Source organism: Sutcliffiella tianshenii (assembly GCF_016908565.1).
GTDB classification, from domain to species: domain Bacteria; phylum Bacillota; class Bacilli; order Bacillales; family Bacillaceae_I; genus Sutcliffiella_A; species Sutcliffiella_A tianshenii.
The window spans coordinates 261,915-277,345 of the sequence record NZ_JAFBED010000001.1; the positions used below are offsets into that span (position 1 = coordinate 261,915).

General features: G+C 37.8%; 8 protein-coding genes. 1 reads left to right on the forward strand and 7 read right to left on the reverse strand.

The genetic code is table 11. The annotated features are described in order from the left end of the window. Positions 1-10 precede the first annotated feature (10 nt). The 4 genes from JOC95_RS01165 to JOC95_RS01180 all read right to left on the reverse strand — a co-directional run bounded on the left by JOC95_RS01165 (position 11) and on the right by JOC95_RS01180 (position 9,209). Positions 11-760 (reverse strand): hypothetical protein, encoded by a 750-nt coding sequence (locus tag JOC95_RS01165; protein ID WP_204412651.1) that lies wholly within the window; start codon positions 758-760, stop codon positions 11-13. A gap of 58 nt (positions 761-818) precedes the next feature. Then, the gene (locus tag JOC95_RS01170) at positions 819-2,888 is read right to left on the reverse strand and encodes a cell wall-binding repeat-containing protein (RefSeq protein ID WP_204412653.1); all 2,070 of its coding nucleotides are present in this window, start codon (positions 2,886-2,888) and stop codon (positions 819-821) included. 218 nt (positions 2,889-3,106) lie between these two features. After that, complete coding sequence (locus JOC95_RS01175; protein ID WP_239582649.1) at positions 3,107-7,726, reverse strand: cell wall-binding repeat-containing protein; 4,620 nt, start codon at positions 7,724-7,726, stop codon at positions 3,107-3,109. Positions 7,727-8,102: 376 nt separating this feature from the next. Next, positions 8,103-9,209, reverse strand: coding sequence for a heparan-alpha-glucosaminide N-acetyltransferase domain-containing protein (locus JOC95_RS01180; protein WP_204412655.1), 1,107 nt, complete (start codon positions 9,207-9,209; stop codon positions 8,103-8,105). Between the two features lie 95 nt (positions 9,210-9,304). Between JOC95_RS01180 and JOC95_RS01185 the strand changes: the two genes are divergently transcribed. Beyond that, entirely contained in the window at positions 9,305-10,039 is a 735-nt protein-coding gene (locus JOC95_RS01185; RefSeq protein WP_204412657.1) for a PIG-L deacetylase family protein, read from the forward strand. A gap of 34 nt (positions 10,040-10,073) precedes the next feature. On the opposite strand, the gene JOC95_RS01190 is transcribed toward JOC95_RS01185, so the two are convergent. The 3 genes from JOC95_RS01190 to JOC95_RS01200 form a co-directional block, all read right to left on the reverse strand. Further along, positions 10,074-11,396 carry a cell wall-binding repeat-containing protein gene (locus JOC95_RS01190; RefSeq protein ID WP_204412659.1) on the reverse strand — a complete coding sequence of 441 codons (1,323 nt, stop codon included), beginning with the start codon at positions 11,394-11,396 and terminating at the stop codon, positions 10,074-10,076. Between the two features lie 138 nt (positions 11,397-11,534). Beyond that, complete coding sequence (locus JOC95_RS01195) at positions 11,535-13,829, reverse strand: cell wall-binding repeat-containing protein (RefSeq protein ID WP_204412661.1); 2,295 nt, start codon at positions 13,827-13,829, stop codon at positions 11,535-11,537. Positions 13,830-14,495: 666 nt separating this feature from the next. After that, on the reverse strand, positions 14,496-15,305 hold the full coding sequence (locus JOC95_RS01200) for an SGNH/GDSL hydrolase family protein (RefSeq protein ID WP_204412662.1): 810 nt from the start codon (positions 15,303-15,305) through the stop codon (positions 14,496-14,498). Positions 15,306-15,431 lie beyond the last annotated feature (126 nt).

Below are 15,431 nucleotides of genomic sequence, written 5' to 3' on the forward strand. Positions count from 1 at the left end.
TTTTCTCTAATTAATTTTCTATTGTAGCTAATTCAGTTTCTCCTTTATAGCCATTCTCCCCTGTCACCTCTAATGACTCTTTGACTAATCCGACACCTGGTGCATAGTAACGAGTGTAAATAGTATCTGCACCCTCTATTTCATCCGTGATTTTTTGGACTACATAAACATTTTCGAATGTTCCATATGCCACTTCAACTTCTGATCCAATTTCGATAATTTCCCAATCTCCTATTACAGCGTCCTGAAGCGTAATAATCACTTGGGGATTATCCATTGGCGTGAAAGAATCCAGAATGTTCTGTGCTGGGTTATCTACCGACTCTTCCTCAAATACAAGCGTAATTTCATCATCTGTCCACTTATAAACCTGAAAAGAAGTATTTCCGCCGATTGTAGTTGCCATTTGAATGAATTCCCCTTTTTGAGCGACAACTTTTTCAGAAACAAGTATTTCCACACCATCGGTAAACTTCTTCTCCATTCCTATTTTAGGAAGATAAACTTCAAGTCCTGAAACTTCGGTAGACTCGGTTTCATCTGTCTGATCTTCAGCCGAATTTTCTTTGGCAGCATTTTCTTCCTTACCCTCTTCTTCTTTCTCTTTTATATCGGTTGAATCGGCTTCATGTGTAGCTTGCTCTTGCGTTTTCTTGTTAGTAGCTGTATCAGATGCCATTCCATTTTGTTCTGATTTTGCACACCCAGAAACAACCATCATTAAGCAAGATAATGCGAGTAAAAAAATATACTTTTGCAAATTAATCACCTTCCAAAAGAAACTCGATAAGAAATTTTCCTATCGAGATTCTCTTTTGTTATTTTATTTTTGTACTAATAATAGAGACCTTGCTGTCGTCGACTGCACTTGTTCCCCCAATAACATGGATATTATTTACACGAGCATTGTTTGTGTAAGCCATAAGGAAAGCTTCCACATTTCTATTTCGGTAATTACCCAATAGAATCAGAGGTGCATTATTTTTAACAGATAATGGTGCAGATACGAGTGCATCTGGGAAGTTTTGGCCCGTCGATACAAGTATTGTTTCACCTTGTAAATCCTCGGCGAAGTGCCATAGCAATTTAGCTAAAGTCTCATACCTATCTGTACCCGATAATCTTGTAATATTATTGGTTCCTACAAGGGAATGTTCAACCCTCTCGGAAACTACAGCTGTACCTCCGACAATAACTACTTCTTTCCCCGCTAGGTAAGGCATAGCCAGTTCAGAGATCCAACTTTTCTCGGTTAATAGGATACCCCATCCTTTTTTAGCAGCAATCGGTGCACTTGCCAATGCATCTGCAAAGTTTTGACCAGATGCTAAAAAGACACCATTCAAATCTCCAAGTTCTGTCAAAATCGCTCTGTTCGTTGCATACCTGTCTTTTCCTGAAATACGGGTTACTTCTAATCCTTCAGCAGTGAGCAAATCTTCTGCAGATTGGGATACCGCACTATATCCCCCGATAATAACAACTTTATTTGCACCTAATCGTTTGATTTCAGCCAGAGCACCTTCATTCAACATTTCTGGCTTGGTCAATAGTATTGGAGCACTTCCACTTTTGGATGCAAGAGGTCCAGCTGATAATGCATCTGCAAACTGTTCACCTGTGGCTAAAAATACAGTTTTCTCTTCTTTATCTTCTGCAAAGCCAGTTGGATACATTTTTTTCGAGGTTTCAATAGCAGTAATGTATCTATCTGTTCCTCTTAGTCTCTCTATAGCAATTGTTCTGTCAACTGGAACTCCACTCATATTCGTCCAAAGAACCTCTTTAAGCCCAATGGAGGTGATTTGTGATTTAGAATAAGATTTAGCGATACTTAACGCGTGGTCATAATCAAAATATTGTCCTACCAACACGCTCCCATTATAAACTTCATACTTTTTAGTAATATAATTGGACCAAACAATATAGCCGGTTTTATCTTGAACGACTCTTGTTCCAGGTTGCTTTTGAGCAAAATTAATTGCTTCTTTTTCGGTGTAGAACTCATTCATCAAACCGTTTATTTTATCAAAAACCTTAAATTTATCACTTGAATAGATGATCTCTTGCTTATCTTTATCAAGAACCTTAACAAACTTTGTTTGAGATTTTGCATAATTGAGTGCATCTTCTCTTTTATCATAAGTTGCCAGTTTCTTATTGTTTTGATCATACACCTCAAAGATTTTGAAATAGTTAATTATTGCAGTGGCCAAACCTTGAGCAGCATTTTGTTGAAATTGTGGAGTTTTAATATATTTTTCTTCATCTCTATTTGTCATAAAACCTAGTTCAACAAGAACTGAAGGCATTTGAGCATTTCTGATAACAAAGAAAGCTTGGTTGTTACGAACTTTTCTGTCTAGCATATCGACCCTTTTTAAAGTTTCGTTATGTACGAGATTAGCAAATCTTTTATTCTCATCTACCAACAGCAATTGCATTGGATCTGGTGGATAATCTTTTTCATATTCGTTGATGCCATCGTAGTAATATGTCTCAAACCCTTTTACTAAAGGTTGTGTAGGATGAGCGTTATGATGAATCGACAAGAACAGACTGTTTTCGTTATTCCCCTGTACAAATCCATTTGCCACTTTCATACGTTCCTTTAAATCATCAGCAGATGTGGATGCAAAAGCTTTATCCGTATCACGGGTCATAAGCACTTTAATATCACTGCTCTTTAAAATCTCCCTTAGTCTAAGTGCAACATCCAGATTTGCATTCTTTTCACAGTATCCTGTCTGATTTCCTGAGTAGCCACAGGTACCTGAAAATTTACCGCCATGACCCGGATCAATAACAATGACCTTTTCTGCAAAAGAAACAAAAGGTGCCATAAAAAACAGGAATAATAGCAAACTAGTAACCTTTAAATAATTCACAATAAAAACTTAACCTCCCAGTAATGAAAAAAATATCGAATCTTGTTATATTATACCATTGTGTCGAAAAATTTTGGGGGCCTTTTTATAGTGAATTTCTCCCAATTTTATTAAGTATTTTCTTAATACCTATGCACTGGAAAAATCCTAGTCTTTCATTTCCCCAGAAAAATAAAAAAGAGTAGGGCAACAAATGTCGCCCTACTCTTCCTTAATAATTATGGTAAGATACTTTCAATCTTCTCAAATACAGAGTCGCTAACTGCAGATGGTCCTCCAAGAACCGCTACATTTGTTACATTGTTGTCAACAAGGTAGTTTTCAACAGATGCGTCCAGATCAGATCCTACAAGCAGGATTCCGCTATCAAGCGTAGCTGCTAACGCTGCACCGGATAGTGCATCAGCAAATTGCTTGCCAGTTGCCACAAACATTCCAAGCTCTGTATTAGGCTCGAAATATTCAGCTACCGCAACACTTGTTTCATAACGGTTTGATCCTTTTATTCTATCTGCTCCAGGCAATTTGGAAGCTACTTTTTCAGAAACTGCAGCATTCCCACCAATTACAAGGGTATTAGAAGCGTCTAAATCCTTGATTGCTTTACTTGTAGCAGTTGGAAGTTCGTCCTGTTTTGCCAACAAGATTGGTAATCCGTTCGTTCCTGCATATGAAGCTACAGATAATGCGTCAGGGAAGTTCATACCATTTACTACTACAACTGTGTCTGAACCTTCTGGAGCAACTTCATGTGCAATGACAGCTGCAGTATCAAAACGGGTCTTACCTGATAATCTTTCCACTTCGATCTCACTGTTCATTGCCTCGATTTGGTCGACAACTTCAGAACCTATTGCCGCTTCACCACCAAGAATATAAACCTTAGTAGCTCCCAGTCTAGCAATCTCATCCTTTGTCACATCATCCAATTTGTTCGTACGTGATAACAGTATCGGAGCATCATGCATTGCGGCCAACGGCACTCCTGCCAATGCATCAGCAAAATTATCTCCACGAGCCAAAACCACTACATCAGATGATTCAAAACCTGCTTGGCTGATCGCCACGGACGTATCATAACGGTTCGTTTCGCCTTTTAGACGGTACACATCACTTGCTGCACGGTAAACCGTTACTTCTTCCGTAGTTGTATTACCTGCTAGGTCAACAAGTTCTAATTCAAATACGTTTTCACCTGGTTTTAAAGTTAATTCAGTAGTTACTTCCTTACTGAAAGGAACCATAGCATATCCAGGCATTTCATTGTAGAACACTTCACTTCCGTTAACGTAGAATCTTAATTCTTCTGCATTGTCGGATAGAAGAGCAGAAAGTTCTACCGTTTCAGTAGTGCTATTAACTCTTGATGGTACATCTGCAGATAATTCCGGAGCAGTTGTATCAACAAAAATTGTTCGGCTGTTTGTTAAAGAATGTTCGTTTCCTGCTTCATCAACCGCCACTACTTCGATAGGGTTAGCTCCATCTTCAAACGTTACTGTAGTCTCGAATGTGTAAATAGATTTCTCAGCATCCCAAACCAGTTCCGTTTCCTGACCATTTACACTGAATTCTTTAATCTCAGTATGGTCTGTTACTGTTCCTGCCACTTTAATATCGCTCGTATTGTGAATGGAGAATGTGTCAGGTGTTGTAACGCTAATGACTGGATTTTCGTTGTCATTGACACCAGCTACTTTATATTCAGTTGCATTCCCTGCATTATCCACAGCAATAACAGTTACAGGTGTCCCTGCTGGCAATGCTTCTGGGAATTCAATTTCAGTCGAGTCGCCTTCAACTTTAACTTCAACAATCCCTTGTGATTCTCCATCAACGAATACCTCTAGATAGGATAATCCTGATAAAGAATCCGAAGCGTCAACAGTTAATACTTTACCATCAACATCAGCTTCCACTGTCGGAGCTGTTGTATCAACAAATACTGGTACATGAAGCTTTTGAGCTTCTTTTCCAGGATAGTCGATTGTTGATGCAATTTCATAATAGTATAAACCATCTTCAACAACTTGCTTGTTCACAGTACCATCCCAAGCAAAATCTGTTTTAATTGTATATTGAGCACCAAGACCGCGGTCATAATAGTGCTTTCTTACATTTTTCTCAGATCTTACCGTACGTAAATGGTTTTTATCTTCATCAAGGACACTGTACTTTACTTCCTTCGCATTTCTTAGGAAGGATAGCATCGGAATGATCTGATCTTGTTCTCCATCACCATTTGGAGAAATTGCGATTCTTTCCAGCTCCTTACCTTCAGTAAATGGATTGAATCCAAGATAGTAGAAGGAGTCTTCCTTTGTATATAGCATTGCTGCCATCTCATAGAAAGAGTTATGGTCATCGTAAGCCAACTCGTCAAGAACCGGTGCAGCATTCCAATCACCATGGAAACCAACATAAGGAACAGATAGTTCCGGTTGAGCTTCGTTGGATAGTGTTACGAAACCTTCAACAAAGTATCCGTTAGGGAAAATTGTTTCAGGATCGACATACGCGCTTGCATTTGTATTTAATACTTGGGCTTCGGATACATCGATTGAAACTGTAAACTCAACAGTTTCCTTAGCCGGAATTTCCAAAGTGGACTTACCGCCATTGATTGTTACAACGGCACCAGCCAACTCTTGAGCTTCCAATTCATTTGCAGCGTATCCTAATTCACCGAACAAAGCCAGGTCAGTCTGAACATTTGCTGCTACATCATAACTTACAGCCTCATCACTGTAGTTAGTTGCTTCTAATGTAAAGCTGATTTGATCTTCTACTTCTTTAAGTGCAACTTTTGCCAACCCTGAATTCTTTTCCTTCACTACAACAGGAGTGCTTAATGCTGCATGTAGCTGCATTAATCCAGCACCTTGTCGACGTGGGGAATATGGATTGTCAAAACCGAACGCTCCATTGATTGTTCCTTTATCCTTAACAGCAGCTGCAGTGTTCATAAGGATATTTTTAGCCATCTCGACACGTGCTTTTCCATCAAGGTCAAACTCTTCATCAACACGTTGTAGAACGATTGCTGATCCACCGGCTACGTGCGGAGCTGCCATGGAAGTACCACTCTTCACACCATATTCATTATTCTGAAGCGTAGAGTAGATGTTTCCTCCCGGAGCAGTGATTTCAGGTTTGAAATCAAGGTTTGGTGTAAGACCCCATGAAGTGAAGTCTGACATTTTACCTGCAGTCGGGTTTGGAGCAGTCGTCTCTTCTCCATTAAATGAAAGTGTTACATTAACGCCTGCAGCTACTTGTGCTTTCAATGCTTCTCCATCAACCTTTAACATGAATAATTGAGGAATCTTAATTCCAGGATCTGACGCCATGTTTACATAGCCCTCAGAGTGGTTATATACAATAACACCGGCAGCGCCAGCATCTTGTGCATTGAAAGCCGTATCAGTAAATGCATTCCCGCGTTTTACAAGTACGAATTTACCTGTGTAATCACCATCTGCCCAATCAGCCTTCACTCCTGTACCACCGCCACCGACGTGTACTAAATCATGAGTTTTTGTCTCTAGGCTATTTGGGTGGACACTGCTGGCTGATAGGAATGGATGCAGTCCTGCTTCCACACCATCATAGGCAGCCTGTGCTGCATCTAAATCCATGAAACTATTGTCCAATGACGCAACCTGTAAGGAATCATAAGATAATCCAGGAGCACCTACCACACCTATATCAGGGTTGGATGCATAAGGATTCCAGAATCCGTTTCCTAAATGAGCAGAGTTACCAGCAGAAATGGACATTACTACGCCATTTTCCACTGCTCTAGCGATTGCTTTTTGTTCCGGATCTTCAGGAGATACGAAAGAAGCAGTCGAGCCTAAGCTTAGGTTAAGAACGTCAGCTCCTAAGATAATCGCATCGTCAATAGCTTTTACATAGATATCTCCCCAGGTAGATGGCATGTTTGGATCATTACCAAATACTTTTAGGGCTAATAATTGTGCTTCCGGAGCAACACCCTTAATTCCACCGTTTTCTTCATCTCCATTTGCACCCGCTGTTCCAGCTACATGCATACCATGGTGAGAAGCATCCGGGCCAAGGTCCAATACTTCTTGATTTTCATCCATATAGTTATATCCATATGGTACTTTTGCTGTATGGTACTGACCAGGAAGGCCGTTTTCCGAGATGAAAGTTTCCACTTCCGACTTGGATAATGCTGCTTTGGAGTCATCAGTTAGGACTAGATCTCTGTGATTAGGGTCGATACCTGTGTCGATAATCCCTACGATCATGCCTTCACCGTTATAACCGTATTCGTCCCAAGCTTTTTGCGCTTCCACAAGCTCTTTACTGTACTTCATATTCGGCTCTTCTACAGGGCGCTCATATTCAGTAGCAATCGTTACACTTGAAACACCTGTTAATTTTTCGATTTCAGCAATCTTGCCAAATTCGACAACACCACTAAATCCGTTGAATGCTGTAGTGAAGCTTTCTTTAAATTCCACATTCACTCTTTTTGAACTTAATTGGTCTTTGACTGCTTGTTGTTGATTTAACGCTTTGTTTTGCAGTTCTGTCTTTTTGGATTCAGAAAGATCTGCATATTTTTTACCTTCTTTAGTTGCATAGGCAATCGCAGGGTCACCTTCTACCTCTACAATTACACGAACTTTATCATCCAGCTGATATTGCTCTTTTTGAGCTTCTTCCTTATTGAATGCAAGTTCGCTAGTGTTAGTCTTGACCGGTTTTGTTCTGTCTGGTGCCTGTAATGGTGAAGCCGCAAGAGCAGCGTTTGAGAACACCATTAAAAAGACCATTAACAATGCTAGAATTTTCTTAACGTTCAATGTTTCTCCCCCTATCAAAATAATTACGCAATCTTCCGCCTTCTAGTTCTGATAACCTACAAAACTATGTAATGTAAATGATTAACTAGAAAACCATGAACAACCTTAGTAGCAATTCCCTCCCATAAGATTGAATATTTTACTATTTTAGTTTAGTCCTAATATACTAAATAGTCAAATAATTATGAGTGGTTTTTTACAATTTTCTCAGCAATATTACACGCCTCAATTCGACAATACATACCGTAACTTTGGTGTAATGTTATTGAAATATTGGTATCACTCGATTCCCTTATCTACATAGTTCTTCTTTTTTTGATATCATAATATTTTTTTAGCATAAATTACCAAAAAAAGACACATTCGAATGTGTCTTTTAAACCTTGAAGTACAACTTACGGGAATGTAATATCATAGCGACAATTGACCAGAAAACAAAAAAGAAACCTCCATACAAAATGTGGGGATAGGAAGAAATGCTTCCAAAATAATTAAACAAATGGGAGGAAACTGTGGCTTCCTTATTTAAGAAATCAATCTGAATCTTTCCGATAATAGCAAGTAAAATCATCTTACCAAAATATATCAATAGACTATTGCGTCCAACCGCTTCTAAATACCATAGAGAAAAGCTGGATATCTTTCTCCCCTTCCTCTCCCGGGTATCAAAGATGAGAAATAGTAATGCAAGGAGTAGAATGGTCATACCACCTGTCAGCAAAGCAAATGAAGGACTCCATATTCTTTTGTTAAATTCAATAAAGGGATAAACAATAAAGGAGAGGGTAAACAAAATTATTCCGATACCAAAAATCCTTCTATTTACATTCTGTTTGAGTGATATGACCGTTCCTACTGCATATCCCATAAGTACATTGCTGATGGAGGAAAAGATACTTAATATTCCTTCCGGGTCAAATCCCTTCTCACCCTGTGCATACATATGATTTTCACCAAATATTTTTTTATCTATGATACCTGACAAGTTGCAATCTGTCTGTGGCACCCCACCCTCACAGCCGGTGCTTGTTGAGAGCAATAGTAGCATATAGGTTCCACAGATGAGTATACTTAATGTCAGCATCCACTTCCAAGTCGTCACTGCCCTGGTAATTAACATAACCACTAACCCAGTTATACCGAATAATTGCAGAACCCCTGTAAATCTTAGATTACCTAAGTCCAAACTCCACCCTACAATGAAGTTGAAAATCAGACCATATAAAATGAGGAGGAGAGACCGCTTTAAAACTCCTTTCCATTTGACTCCATTTTTATAGGCAAGTCCAAGTCCCAGGCCATATAAAGTCAAAAGTGCCGGAAAGAGAAAATCAGTAATTGTAAATCCATACCATGGTGCATGGTGAAGATATTCATAGCCACCCCAAGGTATAGCACTTACAAAAACTGCAATAAGAACGATCAGTCCTCTTGTAACGTCAATAGATATAAATCTTTTAGATGAAGCCGCTTTTTTTTCCATAGATATATGCCTACACTTTCTAGTACTATGTTTGTTAGAATAATTGTAGCATAATATGAAGAACTGTATATACCTAACATGAAGGGAAAACTATAATGAAAAAAATTGCCTTAACGCTTTGCATTGCCGTATTTTTAAGTGCCTGTAGCGGGGGAGTGGAGTCACCAAAAACAGATGTTTTCTATTCACCTCATCCAGACGATGAAGTTCTTAGCATGGGAGCCGCCATCATCGATTCTATTGAAAATAATAAAGAGGTAGTCGTAGTTCTCCTTTCTCATGGCCGCGCCAGTAAAGCTATCAATAAAGTCAATAATAAACTTTTAACCGAAAAGCAGCCCCCTATTTCTGAATTAGAGTTTGGTAACGCCAGAGTAACAGAATTTAAAAATTCTGTACGGGAATTGGGGGTCAAGGATAGCAATATCCACATATTGGATCTGCCGGATGGAAACATCTTAATAGGACAAATGGTGGATGTAATCCTCGATTTCGAGAAAAAGTATGAAGGAGATGTCAATCACCATGTAATGAGCGATTTAGATCCACATCAAGATCATGCAATGACAGGAAAAGCATTACGCGAATTAGAAAAGGACGGGAAAATCAATGGTGGATTATATTACTTGCCTGTCCAGGAACATAATAAAATGAAATTCGATAAAATCATTAAAATAGAAACAAAAAATAATGAAAAGCACTTTTTAAAAGCATTAGAAGCATATGAAAAATGGGAACCTGCTTCCAATAATTATTCGATAGGGAAGATCTCTGTTCCAGAATATTTCGAATACGCTAAAGAGTGGAAGGAAAGTCGCTATCATAACTAAAAATAATCCGACATCGTTGATGTCGGATTATTAATTAATGAAGACGTTTAGCACCTAGATATCTCGGGTAAAAGTAACTGTTAGACATGCTATGAATCGTGACTCCAGCTGTAGAGCTTGCATGAATAAACTCATTGTTTCCTATGTATATTCCCGCGTGCGATGGACCTTCCTTATAGGTTTCAAAGAAAACGATGTCCCCCACTTCCGGCGTGGATACTGATATCCCTTTCGCCCAAATGTCTGCTGTGGTCCTAGGTAAAGAAACGCCATTCTTGTTAAATACATAGTTTAAATAACCGCTGCAATCAAAGCCTGAAGGAGTCGTCCCCCCCCATACATATGGAACTCCCATATAATCTTTTGCGGTATTAATTAATGCAGTTACGTTAAAACCCAATTGCTTTTCTACCTCTGTAGATACTGCACTCGTTCCACCAATTATTGTTTTACTGGCAGTATTGGCAGTTGTAAGCACTTGCTGAACAGAACTTGGAATTTGATTTTTCCCTACTAGAACTAATGAAGTATTCTGTTTTGCAGCTAGAACTGATCCGGTCAGAGCATCTGCAAAACTCTCACCAGTTGCTACATATAGATTAGGCCCAAAAGTGACGTTTAATTCTTTTATTACATTAGAAAGAGTCATATAACGATCTGATCCTGAATAACGTTTCGCTCCAGGCAGTTGACTGAAGACCTGCTTGGAAATTACCCCTTCTCCTCCAACTACAATTGTGTTCTGATAGTTAGCTAACACTTCTTTCGTTCTGGCAGGCAAAGTATTCGTATCTGTCAATAAAATAGGATACCCTTTTCTAGCGGCATATGAAGCAACCGAAAGGCTGTCAGGAAAGTTCTTCCCATAAACGACAACAGCAGTATTAGATTTATTCGGTAGTGTTTCAGCTATTTTTGCAGCTGTTTCATAGCGGTCTCCCCCTTTGATTCTTTCCAAGGAGATTCCTAGCGCCTCAATTTCTTGAATGACTTTTGAAGAAACTGCACTCTCTCCACCAAGAATAATGACTTTTTTTGCTTTTAATCTCGTAATTTCATTTTTTGTTTCACCCGGTAAATAGTCTTTGTTCGTCAAAAGAATAGGCGCGTTTAAAGAGAAAGCTAATGGTGTTCCTGTTAAAGCATCAGGGAATTTATCCCCTGCAGTAACGATGACAGTATCCGCTCCTTCAATCCAACCTTTTTTCGAGACTTCCACTGCTGTCTGATATCTATTTTTACCACTGATTCTATCTACACTGGAACTACTGGCATCGGTTGAGGAGGGTAAAAACGCAAGAACTACTATACTTAGGACAATTGCGACTATGAATTTCCTCACTAATAAACTGTACATTATTTCCTCCTATTTCTACATATTATTACATTTTTTACGAGACTATTATAACATTTAAATAACTTTTAAAATATTAAATGTATGTAACAAAAGGAGGACGTGCACATATAAATGTACATGTCCTCCAACATTGACATTCTATTTTATTAGTCTTAATACACTCTCATTTTTCACTGCAGCTGTTCCGCCTAATACGGAAAGCTGATTGAAGCCTTTAGCATCTACTAGATTTTGAGTTTCTACTGGTAAATAAGAAGGATTAACTAGTAAAAGTGGTGCATTAAGTTTAGCTGCCAAAACGGAACCTGTTAAAGCATCAGGGAAATCATGACCATTTACTACTAATCCAGTATTGGACGAGAAGTTAAATTCTGTACCAATTTTATAAGCTGTTTCGTACCTTGTTGATCCAGATACGCGTACTGCTTTAGGCATTAATTTTAATAAATGATTAGAAACTACAGACGTACCACCAACTACAATTGTATTTGAAGCGTTTGCGAGCAATGTTTTAGTCGGTCCTGGTATATAGCCTTTTTCAGTAAGTAAAATCGGTATGCCATTTCTCGCAGCATAAGGAGCTATTGCAAGTGCATCAGGAAAGCCATAACCATTTGTGACAACTACAGTTGAGAAGCTCTTACCCATTTTATTCGCAATAAGTTTAGCTGTTTCAAAACGAGTTGTTCCTGCAATTCTTTCTACTTCAATTCCCAAGTCGCGGATAATATTTTCCACTTCAGGAGTTATAGCACTGCTACCACCAAGAATAATTATTTTCTTTGCATCAAGTCTAAGAAGTTCCTGTTTTGTTTCCTCTATTAATTCATTGCTTTTAGTTAATAGTATAGGAGCATTAAGCTGATATGCTAATGGTGTACCTGCAAGAGCATCAGGAAAATTGTCCCCTCTTGCCAAAACAACTACATCTGACTTGTCCCAACCAGCTCTAGAAATACTGACAGCTGTAGCATACCTATTCACACCAGAAATCCTCATATTCTCCAAATAGCTTGAAGCAATATAATATGTCTCATTTGAATGCATATCTTTTACGGGATACCATACAAAGTGGTTCGAATTATTAGTGCCTGCCTGATAAGCTCCAACTATTTGCAAAGCTTCTCCAGCTAAGGTTTTTCTAACTTCAGTTCCTTCCGGAGTTGTTCTTAAACGTACTCCACTTTCTGTTGCCTTTACAATATCCCCACTATTGAATAAGTGTTTGGAAGTTTGATATGGCCCATTAATATGATAATGAGGTTTTCTGAATTGTAAGGAGCCTGAGTTTGTATAATATATATCTTCTCTTAATAGTTGTACCGGGAATGCTGTCGTTACCACTTGTGAGTATCTTTCAATGTGACTGTAGATAACATCTTGGTAAGTATTATTTGGGTAGTATTGTGGATCATTACGTCTTGAAATCCCATTATACGCCATGATAGCAAAATACCAATCTTCCATTATCTTCATGTCATTTCCGTTTATTTGCGGAATTCTGCCCCAGTTACTGTAAGTCCACTTGTCTTTTAATATTCTAATACCCTCTTGGATATTATATACAATATCCGTTTTAAGTCTTATAGCTCTATCCGCTGTCATATTAGGCTCAGTAATCTGCATGATTCCAATACCGCCATCAAATGACACAATCGGGTCGCCCTTCTCCCAAGTCCCATTGGGATCGTCATTCGTTCTGTATTGTCTCCATGAGCTTTCCTGCCACGCTATCGCTTTTATTATTTCAGGAGGAATACCTGCTTTAAGCGCCTCTTGAGTTAGTAAATTGTTTAATTCTGAAGTAGTCGGGTTTTCCCCTTTTAAATCATCTTCAGCTCCTGTTGATTGAAAGGAGAAGATTTCTTGTCGAGGAGAGTTCATTTCGACATTCGCTTTTATTCCTTGTTCTGTCAATGAAATTGTCCCGTCATTATTCTGGACATATAGATCCTTCAAAAGACTATTACTTTCAAGATGGTTTCCATTACTGTCTAGATAGGTTACTTCTATTCTATCATCTACCATCTCAATCGAACCTGCTTGATAATCATTAGATAAAAGAACACGTTGCATTTCATCATCATTTAGCTCAAAGATAACAAAACGCGTGAAGCTTCCAGTTCCACTTAAAGTACTTTCAAGCAGAAAATAATGTTTCTCATCTTTTTTCCAAGTGTAAACTTTTGAAATACCAGCAAATTCATCTTCCCACTCTTCTATTAATCTATCATTGGTATAAACGCTCACTGATACAGAAGATGTCTCACCGTTCGAAATATTTATTTTGTAGTTTCCAAAGACTACCGTATTAGCACCGATAGGATTCATTTGATGTTTTTGAACATCCATTTCGGCAAAACCTTTATCTACAGCCATTAATAACATAAGCACAAAACAAAACTTTACAGCAACAATGCATTTTTGAGTCAAAAGTTTTCCTCCTTTAATGATAAGTGACAATTATTTCATTACAATTTCAATATTACCAAAAAAATGACACGATCATGAATAGGTAATTTGTCTAATATTTCATTAATATGTAACTTTTAATAGTTTTTTGTAGTGGAAGTTTTTGGATTATCACCCACAACAATATGAATTTTACTTTATAAAGGAATAATTTAGCATATTTTTTAGATTAGTTGGGTAGTATATAAATAATGAAGTAGATAGATTATTAAGGGGGAATTAGCAATGGAGTTTTCAAAAAAATTTTTTCCGGCCATCAGGCGTCCTTCCATAAAATTCAATAAAGTTAGCTATGCAACCTTTTTCGAAACGTATTGGCTACATACTATTCTATTCACCTGCATATCTTCAACTGCTCTCGGAATTCCTGCATTCGTTTTTAAATTCGCCTATGATAATGGAATTTCCCTCTTCTATTTATTAGCTCTATTAATCGCATTACCCTGGTTTTTGGTACCCACTCTCTATCTACTCTATATAGGAAATGATTCAAAACGCGCAAAAGTATCATCTTACTCGATGATTGGTATTTTAATCGCTTCTCTTTTCACATGGATAATCTGTCTTTTTCAGCTATAAAAAGACTCCAGTGCAATCTTCATGCACTGGAGTCTTTTAATATTATTCCTACTTAGTTGCAATAAATAATTCAGTAATATATTCTGCCCAAACTTCATGTCCTTTTTCATTAGGTGCAATACTTGCACTATCATATAAAATATAATCTTTAATTTCTTCAGATTGGTAATCCGGCCAATTCTTCCAATGATCAATAAAAGTATGTCCTTCATTTTCAGCTAAGGTTTTCAACTGTTCCACTTCCAACGGATAAAAAGTGGCATTATAAATTGGGTGGGATGGCTGCAAGAATACATATACCTCTTTATTCACTGCCTTAAAATCATCAATAATCGTCTGAATATTAATTAGGGTATCGTCGATATTTACAGCGCCATTATCATTTAACATAAAAGGCTCAAAAATTAAGATATCCGCATTACTATTTACGGCTTCCATATGTAATCCATCACTCACAACCATTTCTGTGGTGACATTCTGAATATCAAATACATCAATGTTTACCATTTCTCCATACGTTTCATTCATCTTCTCTTTAAATATGTCCGGCCATATACGGTTTCCCATTGTATTGGCTTCTGAACCTACAATAACAATCTCAACCGTATCGTCTGATTCTTTTGCGGCAATAAGCTTGGATGCTGCTTCAACTGGTAAAGAAGATGTCACTTCTTTAATAGAAATATCCTTCATTTCCATTGTATTTTCATCGGTTTTCGGATCCTTCTCGTTTTCTATGATTGTAGTTGCAATAACTTCCTCAGTTGATACTGTAGCGATTTTTTGCTTCCAATGCATACTCCCGAAGACAATCGCCGCCACACAGCTTATGGCTACTATACCAGTTAATATTCTCATATAAATCACCTCTTCATTTAATATACTATTATTATCCAAAACTTCAATACATCTCCGGAAAATTCTACTAAAATATCTTTATGTATTTGTAATAATTATACATTACATATATTTTTCTACAATTTG

Excerpts from the sequence above, each read along its gene's own strand:
- JOC95_RS01180 (WP_204412655.1), bottom strand. The coding sequence starts at position 9,209 with ATGGAAAAAAAAGCGGCTTCATCTAAAAGATTTATATCTATTGACGTT.
- JOC95_RS01185 (WP_204412657.1), top strand. The coding sequence starts at position 9,305 with ATGAAAAAAATTGCCTTAACGCTTTGCATTGCCGTATTTTTAAGTGCC.
- JOC95_RS01190 (WP_204412659.1), bottom strand. The coding sequence starts at position 11,396 with ATGTACAGTTTATTAGTGAGGAAATTCATAGTCGCAATTGTCCTAAGT.
- JOC95_RS01200 (WP_204412662.1), bottom strand. The coding sequence starts at position 15,305 with ATGAGAATATTAACTGGTATAGTAGCCATAAGCTGTGTGGCGGCGATT.